Here is a 23,604-nt window from a genome sequence, read left to right as displayed (position 1 = left end):
CGACTGATCCGGCGACGCGACAGTCGGCTCTTTTGCGTGGAGAACTCATGCGAGCGATCATTCTTGCGGCGGGCCTCGGCCTGCGCCTGCAGCAGCCTCCCGAGGCGCAATTTCCGAAGTGTTTGCTGCGCTTTCACGACATGTCGCTACTGGAGCGGCACCTGCGCGTGCTCGACGCGGCGGGCGTCAACGAAATCGTGCTCGCGCTCGGCTTCCAGTCGGAGAAGGTCGAAGCCGAGCTTGCGCGCCTGAACCGCAAAGCCGAGATCGTGCTGAACCCGCGCTACGACCTCGGCAGCATGCTTACCGTCCACACGGCCGCCGACGCGCTCACGCGCGGCGGCGACGTGCTGCTAATGGACGCCGACGTGCTGTACGACGACAGCATCCTGCACGCGCTTGTCGCCGAGCCGTCGCGCGCGATCGATCGCCTGCTGATCGACCGCGACTTCGAAACAGGCGACGAGCCCGTCAAGCTGTGCGTGAAAAGCGGCGTGCCGGTCGAATTGCGCAAGCAGGTCGCAGCCGGGCTCGACTATGACACGATCGGCGAATCGGTCGGCTTTTTCCGCTTTCGCGAGGACACCGCGCGGCGGCTCGCCGAGATCGTCGCCGGCTATGTCGATACCGGCCGCGCGAACCTGCCGCACGAGGAAGCGGTGCGGGATCTGCTGCTCGAAGGCGGCCGCCCGTTCGACATCGCCGACGTGACGGGCGCGCCGTGGATCGAAATCGATTTTCCTGGCGATGTCGCGCGCGCGCGCGATGAAGTTCTGCCGCACATTCAACAACGTATGATCGGGGCCACACGATGAACGCACGAGAACCGAATTTCACCGAATCGCGCAGCGCACGGCTGCGCCGCATGCTCGTGAGCAGCGAACTCGAATTCCTGATGGAAGCACACAACGGGCTGTCCGCGCGGATCGTCCGCGAGGCCGGCTTCAAGGGAATCTGGGCGTCGGGCCTTGCGATCTCCGCGCAGTTCGGCGTGCGCGACAACAACGAAGCAAGCTGGACGCAGGTCGTCGACGTGCTCGAATTCATGGCCGACGCGAGCGATCTGCCGATCCTGCTCGACGGCGACACCGGCTACGGCAACTTCAACAACGTGCGCCGGCTCGTGAAGAAGCTCGAGCAGCGCGGCATCGCCGGCGTGTGCATCGAAGATAAGCAGTTTCCGAAAACCAACAGTTTCATCGACGGCGAGCGCCAGCCGCTCGCCGAGATCGACGAGTTCTGCGGCAAGATCAAGGCCGGCAAGGATTCGCAGAGCGATCCGGATTTCTCGATCGTCGCGCGCGTCGAGGCGCTGATCGCGGGCTGGGGGATGGACGAGGCGCTGCGCCGCGCGAACGCCTATGCCGAAGCGGGCGCCGATGCGATCCTGATTCACAGCAAACTGTCGCGCCCCGACGAGATCCTGCAGTTCGCGCGCGAATGGAGCGGCCGCGCGCCGCTCGTGATCGTGCCGACCAAGTACTACAGCACGCCGACCGACGTGTTCCGCCAGGCGGGCATCAGCACCGTGATCTGGGCGAACCATCTGATCCGCGCGGCCGCGTCGGCGATGCAGGCCGTCGCGCGCGAGATCCACGAAAGCCAGACGCTGGTCAACGTCGAGGAGCGCGTCGCGAGCGTCAACGAAATTTTCCGGCTGCAGGACGCCGCCGAATACTCGGCCGCCGAGCGGATCTACCTGTCGTCGAGTTCGCGCGCGTCGAATGCGGCGATCGTGCTCGCCGCGAGCCGCGGCAAGGGGCTCGAGGCCGTCACCGAGGACAAGCCCAAGGTGATGCTGCCGGTGGCCGGCAAGCCGCTGTTGCGCTGGCTCGTCGATGGCTTCAAGAAGCAAGGCGTCAACGATATCACGGTGGTCGGCGGCTATCGCGCCGACGCGATCGACACGTCGGGCATCAAGCTCGTCGTCAACGAGCGGCACGCGCAAACGGGCGAACTCGCATCGCTCGCGTGCGCGGCCGAGCGCCTCACCGGCGACACCGTGATCTCGTATGGCGATCTGCTGTTCCGCAGCTACATCCTGCGCGACCTCGCGCAAAGCGATGCGGAGTTCAGCGTCGTCATCGATTCGTCGCAGACCCAGCCGTCGAACCAAAGCGTGCGCGATTTCGCATTCTGTTCGAGCGCCGACGACCGCGGGCTGTTCGGGCAGAAGGTTTATCTGCGACGCGTATCGAGCGACGTTCATGACGAAGGCGAGCCGCACGGCCGCTGGGTCGGCCTCATGAACGTGCGCGGCGCGGGCGTCGCACGGCTGAACGCGATGCTCGACACGCTGAAGGCGCGCGCGGATTTCGATTCTCTCGATCTGCCCGCGCTGCTGAATGCGCTGATCGACGCCGGCGAACAAATCGAAGTGCAGTACGTGCACGGCCATTGGCGCGGCGTCAACGACCTCGACGACTTCCGCCGCGCCAGCGACTTCGCGCACGGCCAGACGCCATACGCGGAGCAGGATGCGGGCAGCGGAGGCGCGCAATGATCGAAGCCGCGCAATTCGTCGAAGCGGCGCGCGCGCGCGGCTTCGACTGGTACGCGGGCGTGCCCTGCTCGTATCTCACGCCGTTCATCAATTACGTGCTGCAAGACCCGGCGCTGCATTACGTGTCGGCGGCCAACGAGGGCGACGCCGTGGCGCTCGTCGCCGGCGCGACGCTTGGCGGCCGGCGCGGTATCGCGATGATGCAGAACTCGGGGCTCGGCAACGCGGTGAGCCCCCTCACGTCATTGACGTGGACGTTCCGGCTGCCGCAACTGCTGATCGTCACGTGGCGCGGCCAGCCGGGTGTGCCCGATGAGCCGCAGCACGCGCTGATGGGGCCGATCACGCCCGCGATGCTCGACACGATGGAAATTCCGTGGGAAACCTTCCCGACCGAAGCCGATGCCATCGGCCCGGCGCTCGACCGCGCGATCGCGCATATGGATGCGACAGGCCGTCCTTACGCGCTGGTGATGCAGAAAGGCAGCGTTGCGCCGTACAAGCTCGAGCACGCGGCGATGCCCGCGCGGCGCGCGCATGTCGCGCCGCAAACGACGCGGCACGGGACCCAGGTGACAGGCAAAGCAGGCGTCGCGGCGGCAGCGCCCGATGCAGCGGCCGGCGTCTCCGCCGGCATGCCGGGCGACGCGGCCCATTGCGCGGCCGGGGACGCGCGCGGCATCAGCGCGAACGACGCGCGGCCCACCCGCCACGACGCGCTTGCACGCATCGTCGCGCACACTCCGGCCGAATCGACGGTCGTGCTCGCATCGACCGGCTACTGCGGCCGTGAGCTATATGCGCTCGACGATCGCCCGAACCAGCTCTACATGGTCGGCTCGATGGGCTGCGTGACGCCGTTCGCGCTCGGCCTCGCGCTCGCGCGGCCGGATCTGAAGGTCGTGGCGATCGATGGCGACGGCGCCGCGCTGATGCGCATGGGCGCGTTCGCGACGCTCGGCGCGTATGGCCCGTCGAACCTCGTCCATCTGCTGCTCGACAACGGCGCGCACGAATCGACGGGCGGCCAGGCGACGGTATCGCCGTATCTGTCGTTCGCGGGCATTGCAGCGGCGTGCGGATACGCGTCGGCGCTCGACGGCGACGGCGCGCTCGACGTGCTCGGCGCGGCACTGGACGCCGCCCGCACGGGCGCGCGCGCCGATGTGCAAGACGGCGGCGCGCACTTCGCCTGCGTTAAGATCCGCGCCGGCGTGCCCGACGGTTTGCCGCGCCCGAGCGTCACCCCTGTCGAAGTCAAAACGCGACTGATGCGCCACATCGGCGCAACGCATGCGTGACCAGGAGAACCCAATGCTGCTGCTGAATCCCGGCCCCGTGACGCTCAGCGAGCGTGTGCGCAACAGCCTGTTGCAGCCGGATCTATGCCATCGTGAAAGCGAATTCTTCGATCTGCAGGACGAGGCGCGCACGCGGCTCGTCTCCGCGTATGGGCTCGATGCGGCCGAGTGGTCGGCCGTGCTGATGACCGGCTCCGGCACGGCCGCCGTGGAAAGCATGGTGGCCGCGCTCGTTCCCGAAAACGGCAAGCTGCTCGTGATCGAAAACGGCGTGTATGGAGGCCGGATCAAGCAGATCGCCGCGCAATACCGGATCGCACACGACACCGTCGAGCATGACTGGATGCATGCGCCTGATCTCGGGCGCGTGAGCGCGGCGCTCGACGCGGACCGCACGATCACGCATGTCGCGGTGGTTCATCACGAAACCACCACCGGACGGCTCAACGATCTCGACGCGCTCGCCGCCGTGTGCCGGCCGCGCGGCGTGCGGCTGCTCGTCGACGGCGTCAGCAGCTTCGGCGCGGAAGCGATCAACTTCGCGGGCGGCGACATCGACGCGGTCGCCGCGACCGCGAACAAATGCCTGCACGGCGTCCCCGGCGCAGCGTTCGTGATGGTCAGCAAGCAAGCGCTCACGCGCGCCGCGAGCCGCACGTACTACCTCGACCTCGGCCGGCTCGCACGGCTGCAGGAAGCACGCAACACGCCATTCACGCCATCCGTGCATGCGTACTACGCGCTCGTCGAGGCGTTGCGCGAGTTCGACGAAGCGGGCGGCTGGCGAGCGCGTCATGCGCGCTATGCCGTGCTCGCGGAGCAAGTCCGCGCCGGGCTCGCCGCGCGCGCCATGCCGCTCGTGCTGCCGCCGGGCGCGTCGTCGGTCGTACTGCGCGCATACCACTTGCCCACGGGTGTCACGTATGACGCGCTGCACGACGGGCTCAAGGCACGCGGCTTCGTGATTTATGCGGGCCAGGGCGGGTTGTCGAACGCGCTATTCCGGGTCTCGACGATGGGAGCGATCGAGCCGGCGGACATCGACCGGCTGCTCGATGGCTTCACGGCTCTTACGCAATAGCGGCCGCCGGCCGACATGCTGACGCGCCGGCGTTGTGCCGTCGGCACGCATGGTAGACGGCCGCCGCGAGGCGGCCGTCTCGTTTCGGACACCCGATCACCAGCGTTTGCGCGTGCGGCTTGGAAATCGTGGGCGTGTTGCCCGCGAGCGGCGCCGCGGTGGCGCATGCAATCCCATCCTGCCGCGTGCAAGCGGCCGCCCGGTACGCACGCAAATCGCACGCAAGCGTAACGCCTGTCCGAAGGCGGCAACCCAATAAGCAGGGCCCGCCGCATCAAATCGCGCAATGTGGACAGCCCAACTTACTTAGGTTAGCGTAGCGATCGACTTTGTTGCGATCGCATTGCCCGCGGCGCATCCGCTTTCTTTGCCCGTACCGCCGCATCATGATGCCGACCTTACAATTTCGCCTGCGTGACTTCGCGCGCCATGCGCTGCGGCCGCTGCTCGACCCGTATCGCCGCTACCGCCACGCGAAACTGATCCATGCGGCGCGCGTCGCGCTGAGCGTGCTGGTTTCGATCGTGCTGACCACCGGCCTGCGCATGCCGCACGGCGAGTGGGCGACGATCACCGTGTTGATCGTGATTGGCGGCCTCCAGCATCATGGCAACATTCGCAAACGGGCAGCCGAACGCGCGATCGGCACGTCGATCGGCGCAATCGGCGGGCTGCTGCTGATTCTGTTGCAGACGACATTCCATCTGCCGCCGCTGACGTTCGTCATCATGAGCATCGCGTGCGGCGTATGCGCATATCATGCGATCGGCAAGGCCGGCTATATCGCGCTGCTTTCCGCGATCACGCTGGTAATCGTCGCCGGACACGGCGACAACGAAATCGCTGACGGTCTTTGGCGCGCGGCGAACGTGCTGGTCGGCATCGTAATCGCGCTCGCGTTCTCGTTCGCGCTGCCGCTGTATGCAACCTACTCGTGGCGCTACAAACTCGCCGAGGCACTGCGCGGCTGCGCGGCGGTTCATGCGCGCATCGTGGGCGAGCGCTACGTCGACGACAACGAACACCTGAAGGACATGGCGAAGCTGAGCGCTTACCTGGTGCAGTTACGCTCGCTGATGCCGTGGGTATCGAAAGAGACCGCGATACCGATGGCGCGGCTCGAAGCAGTTCAACGCACGTTGCGTCTTTGCATCGGCGCGCTCGAGATTCTCGCGCGCACGCAGCCTGCTGCTGGCGATGACGCGGAACGGCGGTTCGTCCAGATCGGGATGAAGGCGGAGAATCGGCGGATTCGGGGCATGCTGATGGGTGCGGCTCGTGCGTTGAAGTTCGGCACACTGAGCCGACTCGCGCCGTCGCACGGCAGCGCGCCGGCTACTGCTACGGCGGCCAATGCGCCGCCGCATTTATCCGGCTACCGGACAATCTCGGCCACGCTCGCGCAGGAAATCTCGCTGCTGCGGCAGCAACTCGCTGAAACAGCGTCGGGGTGGAACATTTGAAGCGGTGAATGGGATTGCGTAGGACAGACGAACCATTTGAGGGCGGCACGGAAGCCTTGTCGCCGAAAAGAAGGAAACTCCACCAACACGGTACGAGCGGAATTCGCTCGCTTTTTTCGATTCTTTAGTAGTGGGGCAAGCATTCATGCACCCGAAACTACTTAACGAAGATTGCCAAGCGAATCAACAATTTTATTACCATGCGCATTATTGAAACAAAACATATGCCCCCAAGATCTAGGAGTATTAAAAAAATGGAATTTATTTAATCTTAAACCAGAGGTTGAGATCAATTCGTTTTAAAAACAAATTTTTAAAACATTATCTTCAAAGAAGATTAAATCTCCCTCCTCGTGAAATATTTTTCCAAAAAAGGGATTAAAAATGACATATCCGGTTCAGATTGACACCACTCCCAATTTTAAATTTCAAATCATCCCAAATCAAGCCTTAAATCCCAAAGTAAATTTCGCCTATGTTATCGGCACCGCTCAAAGTGACAATAGCGTTGTCGTCGGATCCACTAACGACAACATATATTCTTTCTGGTTCTTTATTCCAAAAACATCTTTCCCGGGTACATTCTATATTTTTCGCCAGGACAGTGAATTCAATTTCAACCCTTCAACCAATCAAATCACGAATGGGAATCACCTTTACTATGAGTCCGGCGCCACAACTAAATTTAGCTTAAAGAATCTCCAAGACTATGCCGCATACGAATGGACAATACTGAACACGATTAACGATGACCCTGATAATTTCGGAGCTCTCATTGGGAATGATGCAACAGTATGCATTGCAATCGATAAAAAAAGGGGGGAATCTCGTTCTACCTACCACGTATATAAACAATCCCAATGCCACCGATCCGTCCGGCACCCTTTCCGCAGAAGCCCTGCCATATTCAAATATCGCCACTCAATGGTATCTGAAGCCACTCCCAGTCTAATTGAAAAACAATACAAAAAATAAATATTCCATATTTACACCTCCCGCCCAAAGCGACGGGCACAAAAAAATATGCCCGTCGCCATTCAGCGCCCTCAAAACTCAAATATATTCCCGGCATGACGAATCAGGCCCGCCTATCGTCCCCGTCCACAACCGGCTCCACCGTCACCCCCACCGTCAACACTTGATCCGCCCCGCCACCGCGTATCACTCCGCGCAGCGGCGTCACGTCCGCGTAGTCCCGGCCGCTCGACAGCATCACGTAATCGTCACCCGGCGCGCGATCGTTGGTCGGATCGAGTTGCAGCCAGCCGCCGTCCTCGGGCCACGCCGGGTCATAGACCTCCACCCAGGCATGCGACGCATCCGCACCGATCAGCCGAGGCTGCCCAGGCGGCGGCTGCGTCAACAGATAACCGCTCACATAGCGTGCCGCGAGCCCCAGCGAGCGTAACGCGCCGATCATCACGTGCGCAAAGTCCTGGCATACGCCCTTGCGCAACGCGAGCGCATCGAGCGCGGTCGTGTTCACATCCGTGCTGTTCGGCGTATACGCGAAATCCGCGTGAATACGTCGCATCAGCTCCCATGCCGCCTGTACGAGCGGGCGACCAGGGGTGAAACTCACCGACGCATAGACAGCCAGCGCCGGATCGCAAGTGACATGCGGCGACGAAAACACGAATTCGGTCGCCGGATCGTATGGCCGCCCGGCGCGATACGTCAGCCGCTCGCGCACCGCCTCCCACGCGCTGGCGCGGCCGTCTCGCGGCGCGGCGATAGCAGGCGGCGGCTCGCCGCGCTTGCCCGCCGACCACACCGGCGGCATGATCCGCACGACGCTGCTACTGCGTACCAACAACGTCTCGTGCGGCTGGTTCAGCGCGAACGATGCACGTTCGTTGCCAAACGCGTCGGCATCGACGAGCAGTCCTTCCGGGCACGGGTCAATTTCGAGTGAAAACTCAAGCACACGCTGCCTTGGCGTATCGAGCGGCCGCAAGCGCGCCTGATGCTGCGCGGATTCGACACGCGCCGCATAGCAGTACTGCGTATCGTGCGTCACGCGCAGCAGCCCGCCGGCAGGCGACTTGCGCGTGCGCGCGTCCGCCTTCACATTCGATGGCGAGCTCATCCCCATAGCGACCTGCCCGCTTCCCGCACGTGACTGAAATAACGCTCACCGATCCGGTTCGACAATTCCCACGTGGCCTTGCTGCACATCTGCAAACATTCGACGAGCGTCGCGTGCCGCCCCTCGCCGTCCGTCTCGCACAACGCTCGCAGCGACCACTGCGATAAATCCGGCACCCCTTCGGAGAGCACCGCGAGTGCGTAGCCTTCGCCGCGCTCGACCTTCGACAGCCGGCCGCGCAGTTGCTGTACGACCCACGCGAGCGAGCGCGGATTATCGGTGTCGAGCACGACAAGCGACAACAGCGGCGCAATATCGAAGCAGCGCTGAAAACGCGAGCGGAACGTAATGACGCTGTCGAAAAGTTCAAGCGTAAGCTCGAAACCTTCATGCTTGTGGATCGCACCATCTTCGAACGCGCGGGTCAGCACGCCGCATAGAAATTCGAGACGGTCGATCTGCCGGCCGATCGACAGCAAACGCCAGCCATCGTCGCGCGTCATGTGATCGGTCTGTGCACCAGTGATCGCCGACAGCAGCAGGCTCAAACGTTCGAGACGCTGCAGCGCGTCGTTGCCGATCTGGTCCTCGGGTTCGGCGTCCCCGCTGCCTTCGTCAAACAGTTGCGTCGCATCGTCGATCAGCCGCCATTGCTCGCGCGACAGCCGCTCGCGAATCGCCGCCGCGGCGCCGCGCATGCCGAACACACACGATGCGATACCGGACGAGCGATCCGCGCGCGGCGTCAACGCCAGCGCCAATGCATGCTGGAACGCTCGCGGATCGTCGACGGCAGGCGGTACATCACTAGCGAGCAAGCTGTTGTCGCGGCACAGCACGTCGAGCAGATGCAGGTGCACGGGCGTCTCGACGTCGTCCTCGCCGCGCAACCGCTCGAGCGCGCTGCGCGCCAGCCGCGCCAGGTTCGCCGCGCGCTCGGTGTAGCGGCCGAGCCAGAACAGATTCTCGGCCGCGCGGCTCGCGATCGTTTGCGGCGCTTCCTGCAGATCGTCCGGGCCGAGATGCGTTTGCAGCAAAGTGGTCCGATCGATCGCGTCCTCTGTCATGACCCAGGTATCGACACTGCTGCCGCCGCGCGGCATCGGCGCATTGAACAACTCGTCGCGCGTGCCGACGCGCGACAGCCCGCCTGGCAGCACGCGCCACGAGCCCGCGCCGTCGGCGAGTGCGAACACTCGCAGCATCAGCGGCTTCGGCACGATCCGCGCGCCGCCGTCGTCGACGCTCACTCGCGCGGCCCAGGTCGGCGCCTGCGACAACGGTAGATCTGACTGGACCGTGTAATGTGCGGGGTGCGCGGCAATCCGCGCGCGCCACTCGGCAAGTTGCGCGGAAGAAAGCCGCGAGCCGATCACCGGTTCGAAGTGTCCGCCGGCCTGCACGCTCGCTGGAAACGTCGGCCTGACGATGCTGCGTGCAAGTTGCGGCAGCGCCTCTTCGCACGCGGCCTGTTCGCCGCACCACCACGACGGCACCGCGGGCAAAGACAAAATCTCGCCGAGCAGGCTTTCAGCCAAGCGCGGCAGAAAACCTAGGAGTCCCGGCGATTCGAGAAAACCCGAGCCCGGCATGTTCGCGAGCAACACGTTACCCGCGCGCACCGCCTGCATTAGCCCAGGCACGCCGAGCAGCGAGTCGGGACGCAATTCGAGCGGATCGAGCCATTCGTCGTCGACGCGCCGCAAAATCCCGTGTACCGGCTCGAGTCCGCGCAGCGTCTTCAGATACACATGTTGATCACGCGCGGTCAAATCACCGCCCTCGACAAGCGTGAGCCCCAGATAGCGCGCGAGATAGGCATGCTCGAAATAGGTCGCCGCATGCGGGCCGGGCGTCAGCAACACGATCCGCGAGTTCCTGCGCGCCGGGCTGAGTGCCTGCATGCTTTGCAGCAATGCGCGATAGCTCGCGGCGAGGCGCTGCACGCGCAAGCCGCGGAACGCTCGCGGAAACAGACTCGACACGATCAGCCTGTTCTCGAGCAAATAGCCGAGCCCAGACGGCCCTTGTGTGTGCTGCGCCATCATTCGCCACACGCCGTCCGGCCCGCGCGCGAGATCGAATGCGGCCACGTGCAGCCATCTGCCGCCTGGCACCCGCGCGCCGCGCATCGCGCGCAGATAGCCAGGATGCCCGGTTACGAGCGATGGCGGCAGCAGCCCGCGGTGCAGAATCGTTTGCTCTCCGTAGATATCGGCGAGTATCGCGTCGAGTAGGCGCACGCGCTGCAGCACGCCACGCTCGATCGCCGCCCAGTCATCGGAAGCAATGATCAGCGGCAGCGGATCGAGCGACCACGGACGCACCGCGCCGCCGCCCGCCGCACGCTCGTGCGGATGATAGACAAGGCCGTTCTCACGCATCCGGCGCTGCAACGCATCGGCGCGCCGGTCGAGATCGGCGATGCCTGCACTGCCGAGCTGCACGAAGAATGCGCGCCAGGCCGGTGCGAGCGCCGCGCTCGAGAAGGCGGCCGCGCCGCCACGCAATTCGTCGTAGCGGCCGGTGATTACGGGTGCTGCGAGCGCTGCACCCAATTCGGCTGCGTCTTGCTGCGAACCCGTATCGAATAGCGTTTGCATCGCGTCGGCAGCCAGATCGTCGGAGGAAAGGAAAAACACGGTTCGATTCGTCTGGAACTATGCGGCCCCGGCCATCGCCGCGCGGCGCAGACGGCCCGCGCGCGGGCTGTGCCGCTCGTTGATGTCCAATCCTAACATTCCTGCCGGATACCGGCACCCGCGCATATCGCGCGCTCGGCCGACGCGCCGCGCCAGCTGACCTCAGCCACGCCGCAAATCCAGCGTAAACGGGAATTCGCGGCTTGCCTCTGCCGGTTCGACTGCCATTGCGCCAGGCGTATGCCCGATCGACACGAAGCGCGCGAGCCGCCTGCTTTCGGCTTCGTATGCATTCACCGGAAACGTGTCGTAATTGCGGCCGCCCGGATGTACGACGTGATACTGGCAGCCACCGAGCGAGCGCTGCATCCACGTATCGACGATGTCGAACACGAGCGGGGCATGCACGCCGATCGTCGGATGCAGCGCCGACGGCGGCGACCATGCCTTGTAGCGCACGCCCGCAACGTACGCGCCGGCAAAGCCGGTCGGCTGCAACGGCAGCGCGCGGCCGTTGACGCTCACCACATAGCGGCTGTCGTTCAGGCCGCTCAGATGAACTTCGAGCCGCTCGAGCGATGAATCGACATAGCGCACCGTGCCGCCCACCGCACCTTCCTCGCCCATCACGTGCCATGGCTCCAGCGCGCCGCGCAACGTCAGTTCGATCCCGCGCACGGCAATCTGCCCGAACAGCGGAAAGCGGAATTCGAAGTGCGGCGCAAACCACGCGGGATCGAACGCAAAGCCCGCATCTTGCATTTCGGTCAGCACATCGTCGAAATCGAGCTTCACGAACGTCGGCAGCAAGAAACGATCGTGCAGCGCGGTACCCCAGCGGGTCAGCGGCGTCGTGTAAGGCGCGCGCCAGAAACGCGCCACCAGCGCACGCAGCAGTAACTGTTGAACGATGCTCATCCGCGCGTGAGGCGGCATCTCGAAGGCACGCAACTCCAGCAGGCCGAGACGCCCGGTTGCCGAATCCGGCGAATAGAGCTTGTCGATGCAGAACTCGCTGCGATGCGTGTTGCCCGTCACATCGATCAGGAGATTACGCAGCACGCGATCGACGAGCCATGGCGGCATGTGCTCGCCGTGGAGCATCTTATTGCGCCGAATCTCGGCAAACGCGATATCGAGTTCGTAGACTTGATCGTTGCGCGCCTCGTCGACGCGCGGCGCTTGACTCGTCGGCCCGATGAAGAGCCCCGAGAACAGGTACGACAGCGACGGATGATTGTGCCAATAGGCAATCAGGCTCGCGAGCAGATCGGGACGCCGAAGGAAGGGGCTATCGGCGGGTGTCGCACCGCCGAGCACGAAATGGTTGCCACCGCCCGTGCCCACGTGCCGGCCGTCGACCATGAATTTTTCGCTCGACAACCGTGAGCGGAACGCGGCGTCGTATAAAAATTCGGTATGCTGGACAAGTTCGTCGAAGTTGTGCGCCGGATGGATGTTGACTTCGATAACGCCAGGATCGGGCGTCACTTGCAGCATCTTGAGCCGCGCGTCGCGCGGCGGCGGATAACCTTCCAACACGAGCTTCATATCGAGCGACTCGGCGGTCGACTCCACCGCCGCCAGCAAATCGAGATAATGCTCGATCGCGGCCATCGGAGGCATGAACACATACAGCACGCCATTGCGCACTTCGACGCAAAGCGCGGTACGGGTAACCCAGTTGGCCGATTCGAAGCGCGACGGATAGCGTGCGGGATCGCGCGGTTTGCCCCGGCCGGCGATCTCGGCGCCCTCACCCTGGCGAACCTGCATCACAGTGCGCGCCGAGGCCGCGTGACCGTGCGCCGCGTCGTAGCCACGCGATTCATGCCGGTCCAGATAGCGCGCGCGCAACGCTGCTGCGCCGGGTAATGCGGACTGCGGCGCGAACGGATCGCGCTCGACAAGGTATGGATAATCGCCGCTGCTTACCCATGGCAGCGAATCGAGCGGCAGCCGGTAACCCATCGGCGAATCGCCGGGAATCAGATACATCCGCTCGTCGCGGAATAACCATGGCCCAGTCTGCCAACGCGGCCCCGCGAGCGCGACATTGCCTTCGAGCGGCTCGAGGGGCAATACATAGCCGATCACGCTGTCGAGCTGCTGCGAAAACACCTTGCGCAACCGCGCGCGCTCGAGTTCGTCATCGAGCCGGGCATCGAACGGATCGACATTTACCGGCAGCCGCCGCTCGCGCCACAGGTAATACCACGCGTCTTCGTAGCCGGGCGTCACATAATCGCTAGTCACGCCGATACGCATCGCGAGTGCGCGAATGAAGCGCTCGGCATCGGCCGTCGTATACGAAGACGGCTCACGCTCGTCGGCGAATCGCGCCGGATCGTGCCAGACGGGCTCACCATCCGCACGCCAGAATACCGATAGCGCCCAGCGCGGCAACTGCTCGCCCGGATACCACTTGCCCTGCCCGAAATGCAGGAAACCACCGGCTCCATATTCGTCGCGCAGCTTCTGGATAAGCGATGTCGCATAACCGCGCTTGGTGGGCCCGAGCGCATCGGTGTTCCACTCGGCGCCGTCACGATCGTCCATCGATACGAAGGTCGGCTCGCCGCCTTGCGTAAGCCGCACATCGCCCACATCGAGCGCGGCGTCGACCCGGTCGCCGAGGCCTAGCACGCGCTGCCATTGCTCGTCGGTATAGGGCTTCGTCACACGCGGCGATTCGTAGATTCGCGTTACCCGCATCTCATGTTCGAACTCGACGTCGCACTCGTCGACGAGCCCCTCCACTGGAGCGGCGCTCGTCGGTTGCGGCGTGGCGGCAAGAGGAATGTGCCCTTCTCCCGCGAGCAGCCCCGAGGTCGGATCGAGGCCGATCCAGCCAGCGCCGGGCAAATACACCTCGCACCATGCATGTAGATCGGTGAAATCGGACGCGGCGCCACTTGGGCCGTCGATCGATTTCACGTCGGGCGTGAGCTGAATCAGATAGCCGGACACGAAACGCGCGGCCAAGCCGAGACGACGGCAGATTTGCACCAGCAGCCAGCCACTGTCGCGGCAGGAACCCGACGCGAGTTTCAACGTCTCCTCGGGCGTCTGCACCCCTGGCTCCAGCCTCACGAGATACCGGATATCGCGCTGAAGCCGCTGGTTCAACGCCACCAGGAAATCGATCGTGCGCACCGGCGTGCGGTCGATCGATTCGATATACGAACGAAATATGTTCGACTCGCTAGTTGGCGGGTCGCACGCTAGATACGGCGCGAGTTCATCGCGCAACGCATCCTCGTAGCAAAACGGAAAGCTCTGCGCACGCTCGTCGAGGAAAAAGTCGAACGGGTTGTAGACCGACATTTCCGCAACGAGATCGACGACGACCTCGAACGTGCTCGTTTTTTCGGGGAATACGAGCCGCGCGAGATAGTTTGCGAATGGATCTTGTTGCCAATTAACGAAATGCGTCGCCGGCTCGACCTTCATCGAGTACGCGAGAATCGGCGTCCGGCAATGCGGTGCAGACCGCAGGCGCACGACTTGCGGCCCGAGATGAACGAGGCGGTCGTAACGGTAACGGGTGACGTGGTGAAGCGCAACGTGGATCGGCATGGTCAGACAAGCTCCGGCGATTGGATCACGCTTATCACGACATCCGCGAGCTTTGCCCCGAAGCCGTGGACCGCCATCGTATCGCGATAATCGAGGCCCGCCGCAGCCCGCACGTAACGCTCGTCCGGGCAACGGTTCATGAACGGATCGAAACCGACCCAGCCAAGCCCTTCGACATACGCTTCAGCCCATGCATGGCCTGCTTGCGGCTGCATCACGCCCGACAAAGCCTGATGCCGGGCCGCGCTCGACTGCCGGGCCGCATCGTCCGGCGCCATGCGCGTTGCGTCCGCATCGAGCATCTGCGCGTCTTGCTGCCGCATCTGCATTGTCTGCTGCGCGGCGCCGCTCGCCTGGTGCATCGTCTCGACAGCACGTTGCATCGGGCCGTCGGTCAGCAAATAGCCTGCCACGTAGCGCGCCGGGATTTTCAGCGCGCGCGCCGCCGCGACGAACACATGAGCATGATCGCGGCTCGTGCCGACACCGCTTTGCAGCACGGTCTGCGCATCGCGCGGCGTCGGCGGTACATTCGGGTCGTATGCGATTCGTCCATGCACTTCGGTCATCAGCCAGTGCAGCGCATCCAGGCTGCGATGCTCGATCGGCAGCGCCGCCGCGAGCGCGCGAATCGTCTCACCCGCGCGCGTCAGCTCGGTGGTGCGCTCAAACAGCCATGGCGGCGCATAGCCGTCATTCTGACCAAGAATGCCTGCACGATCCTGCGTCTCGACGACGCCCGCCGCAACGATGACGACCCCCGCTTTGTCGCGCTCGTGCCTCATGAGATCGACCCGGTTACCGAATCCGTCTGCATAACTGAGCGATGGTTCGACGCCGTCGACCGTCACCTGCCAGGCCCGCACGGTTTGAGATGGGCCGCTTTGCGGGCGCAGCCGCAAGCGCTGCAGCGCATGGGTGGCATGTTCATCGAACTGGAAACGCGAAAGATGGCGAATGGCAAGACGCATGGCTGTTCTCAGTCGAAGTTGTAGGCTTGGGCGATTTCGACGCCGAGACTGTTGTTCTTGGCGATGAAATCCGTCAGAAACTCGTGCAGCCCGCTCTTGAAAATGCGTTGAACCGTATTGTCCTCGAGCGACTGCTTGATTTTGGCCGCAGTCTCGTGACAAGCGTGCGTGACGCCATAATCATTCGCGAGATGACCGAGGCTCGACGTCACATGACCGTAACAGAAACGCAGCGAGCGTGGCATCCGGCCGTTGAGAATCAGATAGTCGGCAATATTGAGCGGCTTGTACTGGACGTCGTAGACCCAGCGATAGGACCGGTGCGCGGCAACGCAGCGCAGAATCGATTCCCACTGGTAGTTGTCGAGCATCGTGCCGACGTGCGACACCGAAGGCAGCAGCAGGTGATACTTGACGTCGAGAATTCGCGCGGTGTTGTCCGCGCGCTCGATGAACGCGCCGATCTGAGCGAAATCGAAAATCTCGTTGCGCAGCATCGTGCTGTAAAAGCTGCCGAGAATCAGTGCAGTCTCGCGCTTGATCTCGTCGAGAATGGCCGGCAGTCCGCTCGCCCGAATCGGCTGCGCAAGGCCGCGCCTGATCGCCAGCCACGCACCGTTCACGCTTTCCCATGCCTCGCGTGTGAGTGCCGTGCGAACCATCCGCGCGTTCGAGCGAGCGCTTTCGATACACGAGAGCACACTCGACGGATTGTCGCGATCGCGCAGCAGATAATCGGTGACCGTATCAGCCGCATAAGTTTCGTACTTCTGCCGATAACCGTCGTCGGCGCCCGTACTGACGAGTACCGACGACCATTCCGCCGGCGCATCCGCCGTGCGCGTGAGCGCCATCCGCAATCCCGCATCGACGATACGCGCGGTATTCTCCGCTCGCTCGATATAGCGGTACATCCAGTAAAGCCCGCTTGCTGTCCGTCCGAGAAGCATGGTGTTTCATCCACTGATCGTTATTCGGTCCGGCGCGTCTGCGCGCGCCGCCTGCGCACGCTGGCCAGCGTGCGCATCGCTCGCGTCATCGCGCATTTCCGGCGTACGCCGGGCATGCGCGTCAGTCGGCCAGCACCCAGGTATCCTTGGTGCCGCCGCCCTGACTCGAATTGACGACGAGCGAGCCCTCCTTCAACGCAACCCGCGTCAAGCCGCCTGGCGTGATGCGGATGCGATCCGAAACCAGCACGAACGGTCTTAGATCGACGTGACGCGGCGCGAGCCCCTTCTCGGTCAGGATCGGCGTTGTCGATAATGCAAGCGTCGGCTGCGCGATATAGTTCGACGGCTTCGCGCGCAGCTTGGCCGCAAACGCGTCACGCTCGGCTTTCGATGCGGCTGGGCCGACCAGCATTCCATATCCGCCCGAGCCGTGCACTTCCTTCACGACGAGTTCGTCGAGGTGCGCGAGCACGTAATCCAGGCTGTCGTCCTCGGCACAGCGCCAGGTCGGCACGTTCTCCAGCAGCGCCTTGCGGCCGGTATAGAACTCGACGATCTCCGGCATATACGAATAAATCGCCTTGTCATCCGCGATGCCGGTGCCTGGTGCGTTCGCGATCGTGATATTGCCGGCGCGGTAGACATCCATAATGCCGGCCACGCCGAGCACCGAATCGGACCTAAAGGTGAGCGGATCGAGGAACGCATCGTCGAGGCGGCGGTACAGCACATCGATCGCCCTGAAACCTTCCGTCGTGCGCATTGCGACGCGATCGTCGATCACCTGCAGATCGCTGCCTTCGACGAGATGTACCCCCATCTGATCGGCAAGGAACGCGTGCTCGTAATAAGCGGAATTGTGAATGCCTGGGGTGAGCACCGCGACGGTCGGGTTGTCGGCATTGCCGCCCGGCGGACATACAGCCGCAAGCGACTGACGCAGGAGCTGCGGATAGGTTTCGACGGGACGCACCTTTACCTGCTGGAACAGCTCGGGAAAAAGCTGCATCATCGTTTCACGGTTTTCGAGCATGTACGACACGCCCGACGGCGTGCGTGCATTGTCCTCGAGTACGTAGAACTGATTTTCCGCGGTCCGGACGATATCGACGCCGATGATGTGCGTGTAAACGTTTCCTGGCGGACGAAAATCGATCATTTCCGGCAAAAACGCCTCGTTATGCGAAATCAAATGCTTCGGCACGATCCCCGCGCGTACGATCTCCTGGCGGTGATAAATGTCGTCGAGAAACGCATTGAGCGCCATTACACGCTGCTCGATACCTTGCGACAGCCTATTCCACTCCTGTCCGGAAATAATCCTCGGCACGATGTCGAACGGAATCAGCCGCTCCGCGGCTTCGACATCGCCATAGACGGCGAACGTAATGCCCGTCTTGCGGAACACGCCTTCCGCGTCGTGCGCCTTCTGCGCGAGGCTCGCGGGATCCTGCGTATCGAGCCATTGTTTCAAGCGCTCATAGGGCGCTCGAACACTATCGCCGGGTTTCAACATTTCATCGAATGGCTTCATCGAAGAGTTCTCCATCGTTTGCTCAGCATCTGTCGATGCCGTACCGGCGTTATGTTTCGCGAGCAAAGAGCGTGCCTTGTATGAATCGGGTTCCCGGTCTGATTCGGCACTTTTGCGTAGCACTCCGCACCATGACGGTGCGGCCGCCCATGGTCCGCATGCGCTGACTCGGCGCAATCGACTTCGCCCGCGAGAATAGCGTCGCAGATTTCCATCGCATCTGTCTATGCGGGAAGTTGCTTCGGTCTCCGATGAGTGTGTGCTTGCCGATTTTCGTCCGCAGGACTTGCGCAACGCAGCATGCATAGCCCCGCTGCCATCTCATTTCCTTATCGGCCAATGAGAATCATTTGCATTTATAAAAAAATGGCGCGATGATAGCGCTTGTTATCCGCCGACACGTTGGAAATCTCGATCCATGCATGCTATCGCCGCGCCTGCTCACACCGCTGGCAACCCGCCCGGCTCGCAAGAACATCGCCGTCATAGGACACTTGTCGCACCACCCACCATTGCATCCGGCGCCGCGCCGAATCGCAGGTCGAAGGTGCCAAAACTCGAGCAATGGCTCACCGCCAGCGCGGCCGCGATGAGCATGCGCAACGCGTTCCATCTGCTCGGCAATGGCGGCTTCCGGACGACGGGTGCCGTCCGTGCGAACCGGCAATGCACGACGCGCGCGGCTTCAGGGCTGATTAACAGCCGGATTCCGGTCCGTCGGCATGCCTATCGAACTGGCAAGTAGCGTGCTGCACTCGGATTGCTACGCTCATTTACGTGAATGGCACGGCCCTGCGTATTAGCGCTGCGGCCGGCCGTCTTCAATTGCGTGGTCACGCACATCACGGGCCGCGCCGATTTCAGGAGGCTCATTCATGAATATCCGCGATACCCGACGAAGCGCCGCGCTACCCAACGATACCAGCGACGGCTCAAGCATCGATGAGGCTGAACGCATCGTACTGACAGCGATGCGCTCATGGTTGCGATGCGCGAACCTCAGTGCCTCGCATCGTGAACCACCATCATGGCGCAACGTGCTGGCCAACGCGGGCCTGCACACCGACGGCCTCGTTCATTTCGACATGCTGATGCGCTTTCTGCGGTGCGACGCCAATTGTCCGCGCGATGAGCGATGCCACTGCCGAAACCGGCTTGCAATAGACGAAGCGATGCTGCTGCAAGCGCTTGCGGATTTGCAATCGACCCGCAGCGAAGCCGCATTGCGCGCGCTCGCGCATTGGCTGCCGCGCTGCCCGGACAGCGGCGTACTGAAGATCGCTCGGTGGTTTTCGATCGCGCTGCTCGACGCCGGGCTTGCGATCCGATCCGTAACACAACCGAAGCCTTATATCCATTGACGCACCAGATAAAAGCTTTGTCGTAAAGCCCCGAAGTTTCGTGGTAACGGTTCCTACTGAGCTTGCATAGGCTAAAACGGCTTTGCCCGTCAATCGTTCGAGATCCGAAATGATCAGCGCAGCTTCGAACGATACGCCATGCGTGTCGCACTGCTTACCATCAGGAGGAACACTCAATGACGACTTTTATCAATGCATCGTCGCGCCGCCGAGCGAGCCGCCTTGTCTTGCTCGCCATATCGCTGGCCGTCCAGATCGTGCCCATGAACAAAGCCAACGCGCATGGCGCCGTTGGCTTTCCGATCGCCCGACAATACCAATGCCACCTCGAAAGCGGCTACTGGGATCCGCCCGACGGCTCCGGAATTCCTTACGACGACTGCCGAGCCGCGTTTCGCGCCGGCAATAACTCGGCCTACCCGTTCACGCAATGGAATGAAGTGTCCGCAAATCCGGTCGGCCAGGGCAACGATCTCACGCAACTAAAAGCGGCAGTGCCGGACGGCACGCTGTGCGCGGGTGGCGACCCTGCGAAAGCCGGTCTCGACAAAGTGCCGGCCACGCTCTGGCGCAAAACTCAACTGGCGCCGAACAACGGGCACGTGGAACTCATATGGGAAAACACCACCTCGCATAATCCGGCGCGCATGCGCGTGTTCATCTCGAATCCTTCGTACAATCCTACGCAGCCGCTGCGCTGGAGCGACCTGACGCAAATCTACGATGCCCCGGCGCCCGCCCCCATCCCCGCAAATGGCGCGGGCCACCTCCCCGGCACGATCAGCTCGTTCTACAAGCTGGATGTGACGCTCCCGCCCGGCCGCACCGGCGATGCCGTGCTGTACAGCTACTGGCAGCGCATCGACCCCGGCAATGAAGGGTTTTTCAATTGCAGCGACGTGACGATCGCTGCGGACTCGCACGCATCCGGCTTCCAATGGATCGCTGCACGCAACTTCGTTGAGCCGAGCCTCACTCCGCGCGAGGGCGAACAGGTTCGTTTTCGTGTGATGAGCAATGATGCGCGCGGCACGGAGGTCGTCGATATTCGCGTTCCGATTTCATCGGCCAATGCCAACCATAGCGTATGGGCCAAGCAACTCGCCGATCAGGTGAACAGCCGCTATGGCCAATTCGCGCGAATCGGCGTGCGCTCGGGCAACACAATCGCCTTCGACTCGACTAACATCGGCGCAAACAAGGTCTGGTTGTCGCCGAACTATGCCAGCGCGATCGGAATTGTCGGCGCACGCTGAATCGCATTGCCGCGCTTCGGATAGAAATTGGCGATTCCCATCATTAAAACATGCAATTTCACAATAATTGGTCGAATCGCCATACTGACGCTTCCTGATCACACTTCGATTCAAAAGGAAGCACGCAATGCCGATCATCAACACCCAGATCAAGCCGTTCAAAGCCACTGCATACCACAACGGCGATTTCGTACCGGTCAGCGACGAGACGTTGAAGGGTAAGTGGTCCGTCGTCGTATTCTATCCGGCCGATTTCACGTTTGTTTGTCCGACCGAGCTTGGCGATCTGGCCGATCGTTACGCCGAATTCCAAAAACTGGGCGTTGAAATCTACGCGGTTTCGACCGATACGCACTTCACACATAAAGCTTGGCACGACACGTCGGACACGATCTCGAAGATCAAATATCCGATGATCGGCGACCCGACACTCACGATCTCACGTAACTTCGACGTACTGATCGAAGAAGAAGGCATGGCGCTGCGCGGCACGTTCGTGATCAATCCCGAAGGCGAAATCAAGCTCTGCGAAATCCACGACAACGGCATCGGCCGCGATGCAGGCGAACTGCTGCGCAAGGTGCAGGCAGCACAGTACATCGCCGCTCATCCAGGTGAAGTCTGCCCTGCGAAATGGACGCCCGGCGCCGATACGCTCACGCCTTCGCTCGATCTGATCGGCAAGATCTAAGCTCACGCGGCGGCTCGTGCGCGATGCGTTCCGGGCCACGCGACGCAATCCGTCGCATCGCTTCAACGCTCTCCGCTCGGCATCACACGCATTCGCGCCGGTCACGGCGCGCTACAAACCAGCGACAAGACCTTCCCCTATCATTATGGAATCCAAATCGTCATGCTGGACGCCAACCTCAAGAATCAGCTGAAATCGTATCTCGAAAGAATCAGCCGGCCGGTCGAGCTGGTCGCATCGCTCGACGGCAGTGATAAATCGCGCGAGCTGCGCGCGCTGCTCGACGAGATCGCTTCGCTGTCGCCGCGGGTGAGCGTGGTCGAGCGCCGCGACGATGCCGAGCGCAAACCGTCGTTTACGGTTGGCGAGCCGGGACGCGACGCCCGCATCCGCTTCGCCGGCATCCCGATGGGTCATGAGTTCACGTCGCTCGTGCTCGCGCTGCTGCAAGCAGGCGGTCACCCGCTGAAACTCGACGACGCAGTGATCGAGCAGATCCGCGCGCTCGACGGTGATTATCGCTTCGATACCTACATCTCGCTCACGTGCCAGAACTGCCCCGAAGTCGTGCAGGCACTCAACATGATGGCGCTGATCAATCCTCGCATTCACCACGTGATGATCGACGGCGCGCTGTTCCAAGACGAAGTCGAAGCCCGTCAGATCATGGCCGTGCCCACGCTTTTTCTCAATGGAGAAACGTTCGGCCAAGGCCGCAACAGCGTGAAGGAGATTCTCGCCAAACTCGATAACGGCACCGATAAGCGGGCGGCACAGGCGCTGGCGGTCAAGCCCGTGTTCGACATGCTGATCGTTGGCGGCGGCCCCGCCGGTGCTGCAGCGGCCATTTACGCCGCGCGCAAGGGTATCGCAACCGGCGTCGTGGCCGAACGCTTTGGCGGTCAGGTGCTCGATACGATGACGATCGAAAATTTCGTATCGGTCCAGGAAACAGAAGGGCCGAAGTTTGCGGCAGCGCTCGAGCAGCATGTGAAGCAGTATGAAGTCGACGTGATCGATATGCAGCGTGCCGACAGGCTCGTCCCTGGTCCCATCCATGAGATTCATCTCGCGAACGGCGCCGTGCTGAAGGCGAAAACGGTCGTGCTCGCCACTGGCGCGCGCTGGCGCGAAATCGGCGTGCCGGGCGAGCGCGACTACCGCAATCGCGGAGTCGCTTACTGCCCGCATTGCGACGGCCCGCTTTTCAAAGGCAAACGCGTTGCAGTCATCGGTGGCGGCAATTCCGGCGTCGAGGCGGCGATCGATCTGGCCGGCATCGTCCGTGAAGTCACGCTGATCGAATACGGAGCGCAACTGCGCGCCGACGAAGTGCTGCAACGCAAGCTGCGCAGCCTGCCGAATGTGACGGTGATCACGCAGGCGCGCACAACCGAGCTGACCGGTGACGGCACGAAGTTAAACGGGCTTGTCTATGACGATCTGCTCAGCGGCCAAACAAAGCGCATCGAACTCGAAGGCGTGTTCGTCCAGATCGGGCTCGTGCCAAACACCGAGTGGCTGAAAAACGCGATCGAGTTATCGAAGCACGGCGAAATCGTCGTCGATGCACGCGGTGCGACATCGGCACCAGGAGTGTTCGCCGCCGGCGATGCGACTACCGTGCCCTACAAGCAGATTGTGATCGCGCTCGGCGAAGGTGCGAAGGCCGCACTCGGTGCATTCGATCATCTGATTCGCAGCGACGCCGCGCCGGACATGGTATCCGCGTCAGCCGGAACTATCGTGCGCAGCGGCGAGGCGCTCGCCGCCTAAGGTATTTCACTGGTCTACCGTTGGCCCTCGCTACGATGGCGGGTATCGTGGCGAGGGCATTTTTTGTCTTGCGATTTCGGAAGGCGTAGTAAATACGCTCATGTCCGTTTGGAAAACAACATTTGACGGTATTGCCGCGTCCCAAGCAATCAAGCATTCGCGCCGCGTGGTTTCCCCGATCACGCGGCGCCAATATCCGCCCATACTGATGCTGGATATTCGCAGGAAATCGCGAATGCATAAGCGCAGTTGACTCAACTGCACCGCGCGTCGGATATATCAGCTCTTATCTGCGGTGGACTAGACTAAATCTGACAGTGGTTGGTTTTTCATGCTGGCGCGCATTGGCGCGAAGGGCGTAGCCCGTAGCGGCAATGCGCGCCGCGAACAGCAAGGAGTCCACC

At 62.5% G+C, this 23,604-nt stretch carries 15 protein-coding genes; 9 read left to right on the top strand and 6 right to left on the bottom strand.

Translation table 11 applies throughout. The features are described 5' to 3' along the window. The first annotated feature begins 47 nt into the window (after nucleotides 1-47). The 5 genes from WS68_RS08665 to WS68_RS08645 all read left to right on the top strand — a co-directional run bounded on the left by WS68_RS08665 (nucleotide 48) and on the right by WS68_RS08645 (nucleotide 6,348). Entirely contained in the window at nucleotides 48-815 is a 768-nt protein-coding gene (locus WS68_RS08665; protein ID WP_059570403.1) for a phosphocholine cytidylyltransferase family protein, read from the top strand. Beyond that, on the top strand, nucleotides 812-2,503 hold the full coding sequence (gene aepX / locus WS68_RS08660) for a phosphoenolpyruvate mutase (RefSeq protein ID WP_059570402.1): 1,692 nt from the start codon (nucleotides 812-814) through the stop codon (nucleotides 2,501-2,503). Before WS68_RS08665 ends, aepX begins: the two co-directional genes overlap by 4 nt. Continuing rightward, nucleotides 2,500-3,804 carry a phosphonopyruvate decarboxylase gene (gene aepY / locus WS68_RS08655; RefSeq protein ID WP_059570401.1) on the top strand — a complete coding sequence of 435 codons (1,305 nt, stop codon included), beginning with the start codon at nucleotides 2,500-2,502 and terminating at the stop codon, nucleotides 3,802-3,804. Before aepX ends, aepY begins: the two co-directional genes overlap by 4 nt. A 13-nt stretch (nucleotides 3,805-3,817) precedes the next feature. Further along, nucleotides 3,818-4,885 (top strand): 2-aminoethylphosphonate aminotransferase, encoded by a 1,068-nt coding sequence (locus WS68_RS08650; RefSeq protein WP_059570400.1) that lies wholly within the window; start codon nucleotides 3,818-3,820, stop codon nucleotides 4,883-4,885. Between the two features lie 386 nt (nucleotides 4,886-5,271). Next, nucleotides 5,272-6,348, top strand: coding sequence for an FUSC family protein (locus tag WS68_RS08645; RefSeq protein WP_059570399.1), 1,077 nt, complete (start codon nucleotides 5,272-5,274; stop codon nucleotides 6,346-6,348). 1,078 nt (nucleotides 6,349-7,426) lie between these two features. Here WS68_RS08645 and WS68_RS08640 read toward each other — a convergent pair. The 6 genes from WS68_RS08640 to WS68_RS08615 form a co-directional block, all read right to left on the bottom strand. Further along, nucleotides 7,427-8,443, bottom strand: a complete 1,017-nt coding sequence (locus WS68_RS08640; protein ID WP_059570398.1) for a transglutaminase family protein — start codon at nucleotides 8,441-8,443, stop codon at nucleotides 7,427-7,429. Continuing rightward, the gene (locus WS68_RS08635) at nucleotides 8,434-11,040 is read right to left on the bottom strand and encodes a circularly permuted type 2 ATP-grasp protein (protein ID WP_059570423.1); all 2,607 of its coding nucleotides are present in this window, start codon (nucleotides 11,038-11,040) and stop codon (nucleotides 8,434-8,436) included. The genes WS68_RS08640 and WS68_RS08635 overlap by 10 nt, the downstream gene beginning before the upstream one ends. A 201-nt stretch (nucleotides 11,041-11,241) precedes the next feature. Continuing rightward, a complete protein-coding gene (locus WS68_RS08630) occupies nucleotides 11,242-14,658 on the bottom strand; it encodes a transglutaminase family protein (protein WP_059570397.1) in 3,417 nt (1,138 codons plus the stop codon). Nucleotides 14,659-14,660: 2 nt separating this feature from the next. Further along, nucleotides 14,661-15,629: a transglutaminase family protein gene (locus tag WS68_RS08625; protein ID WP_059570396.1), complete on the bottom strand. Its 969-nt coding sequence runs from the start codon at nucleotides 15,627-15,629 to the stop codon at nucleotides 14,661-14,663. 8 nt (nucleotides 15,630-15,637) lie between these two features. Then, entirely contained in the window at nucleotides 15,638-16,579 is a 942-nt protein-coding gene (locus WS68_RS08620; RefSeq protein ID WP_059570395.1) for an alpha-E domain-containing protein, read from the bottom strand. A gap of 121 nt (nucleotides 16,580-16,700) precedes the next feature. Further along, the gene (locus WS68_RS08615) at nucleotides 16,701-18,116 is read right to left on the bottom strand and encodes a circularly permuted type 2 ATP-grasp protein (protein WP_059570422.1); all 1,416 of its coding nucleotides are present in this window, start codon (nucleotides 18,114-18,116) and stop codon (nucleotides 16,701-16,703) included. 875 nt (nucleotides 18,117-18,991) lie between these two features. On the opposite strand from WS68_RS08615, the gene WS68_RS28795 reads away from it, so the two are divergent. The 4 genes from WS68_RS28795 (at nucleotide 18,992) to ahpF (ending at nucleotide 23,200) form a co-directional block, all read left to right on the top strand. Beyond that, the gene (locus WS68_RS28795) at nucleotides 18,992-19,477 is read left to right on the top strand and encodes a hypothetical protein (RefSeq protein ID WP_442857152.1); all 486 of its coding nucleotides are present in this window, start codon (nucleotides 18,992-18,994) and stop codon (nucleotides 19,475-19,477) included. 176 nt (nucleotides 19,478-19,653) lie between these two features. Beyond that, on the top strand, nucleotides 19,654-20,733 hold the full coding sequence (locus WS68_RS08600) for a lytic polysaccharide monooxygenase (RefSeq protein ID WP_059570393.1): 1,080 nt from the start codon (nucleotides 19,654-19,656) through the stop codon (nucleotides 20,731-20,733). 127 nt (nucleotides 20,734-20,860) lie between these two features. Further along, the gene (gene ahpC, locus WS68_RS08595) at nucleotides 20,861-21,424 is read left to right on the top strand and encodes an alkyl hydroperoxide reductase subunit C (RefSeq protein WP_059570392.1); all 564 of its coding nucleotides are present in this window, start codon (nucleotides 20,861-20,863) and stop codon (nucleotides 21,422-21,424) included. Between the two features lie 162 nt (nucleotides 21,425-21,586). Beyond that, nucleotides 21,587-23,200, top strand: coding sequence for an alkyl hydroperoxide reductase subunit F (gene ahpF / locus WS68_RS08590; RefSeq protein WP_059570391.1), 1,614 nt, complete (start codon nucleotides 21,587-21,589; stop codon nucleotides 23,198-23,200). Nucleotides 23,201-23,604: the final 404 nt, after the last annotated feature.

It is taken from the genome of Burkholderia sp. TSV86, from assembly GCF_001522865.1.
Classification (GTDB): domain Bacteria; phylum Pseudomonadota; class Gammaproteobacteria; order Burkholderiales; family Burkholderiaceae; genus Burkholderia.
Note: the sequence above shows the minus strand (reverse complement) of the source record. Positions and strands in the feature narration are given on the sequence as shown.

Coding starts and splice junctions, on each gene's coding strand:
- WS68_RS08665 (WP_059570403.1), top strand. CDS start 48: ATGCGAGCGATCATTCTTGCGGCGGGCCTCGGCCTGCGCCTGCAGCAG.
- aepX (WP_059570402.1), top strand. CDS start 812: ATGAACGCACGAGAACCGAATTTCACCGAATCGCGCAGCGCACGGCTG.
- aepY (WP_059570401.1), top strand. CDS start 2,500: ATGATCGAAGCCGCGCAATTCGTCGAAGCGGCGCGCGCGCGCGGCTTC.
- WS68_RS08650 (WP_059570400.1), top strand. CDS start 3,818: ATGCTGCTGCTGAATCCCGGCCCCGTGACGCTCAGCGAGCGTGTGCGC.
- WS68_RS08645 (WP_059570399.1), top strand. CDS start 5,272: ATGATGCCGACCTTACAATTTCGCCTGCGTGACTTCGCGCGCCATGCG.
- WS68_RS08640 (WP_059570398.1), bottom strand. CDS start 8,443: ATGGGGATGAGCTCGCCATCGAATGTGAAGGCGGACGCGCGCACGCGC.
- WS68_RS08635 (WP_059570423.1), bottom strand. CDS start 11,040: ATGCAAACGCTATTCGATACGGGTTCGCAGCAAGACGCAGCCGAATTG.
- WS68_RS08630 (WP_059570397.1), bottom strand. CDS start 14,658: ATGCCGATCCACGTTGCGCTTCACCACGTCACCCGTTACCGTTACGAC.
- WS68_RS08625 (WP_059570396.1), bottom strand. CDS start 15,629: ATGCGTCTTGCCATTCGCCATCTTTCGCGTTTCCAGTTCGATGAACAT.
- WS68_RS08620 (WP_059570395.1), bottom strand. CDS start 16,579: ATGCTTCTCGGACGGACAGCAAGCGGGCTTTACTGGATGTACCGCTAT.
- WS68_RS08615 (WP_059570422.1), bottom strand. CDS start 18,116: ATGAAGCCATTCGATGAAATGTTGAAACCCGGCGATAGTGTTCGAGCG.
- WS68_RS28795 (WP_442857152.1), top strand. CDS start 18,992: ATGAATATCCGCGATACCCGACGAAGCGCCGCGCTACCCAACGATACC.
- WS68_RS08600 (WP_059570393.1), top strand. CDS start 19,654: ATGACGACTTTTATCAATGCATCGTCGCGCCGCCGAGCGAGCCGCCTT.
- ahpC (WP_059570392.1), top strand. CDS start 20,861: ATGCCGATCATCAACACCCAGATCAAGCCGTTCAAAGCCACTGCATAC.
- ahpF (WP_059570391.1), top strand. CDS start 21,587: ATGCTGGACGCCAACCTCAAGAATCAGCTGAAATCGTATCTCGAAAGA.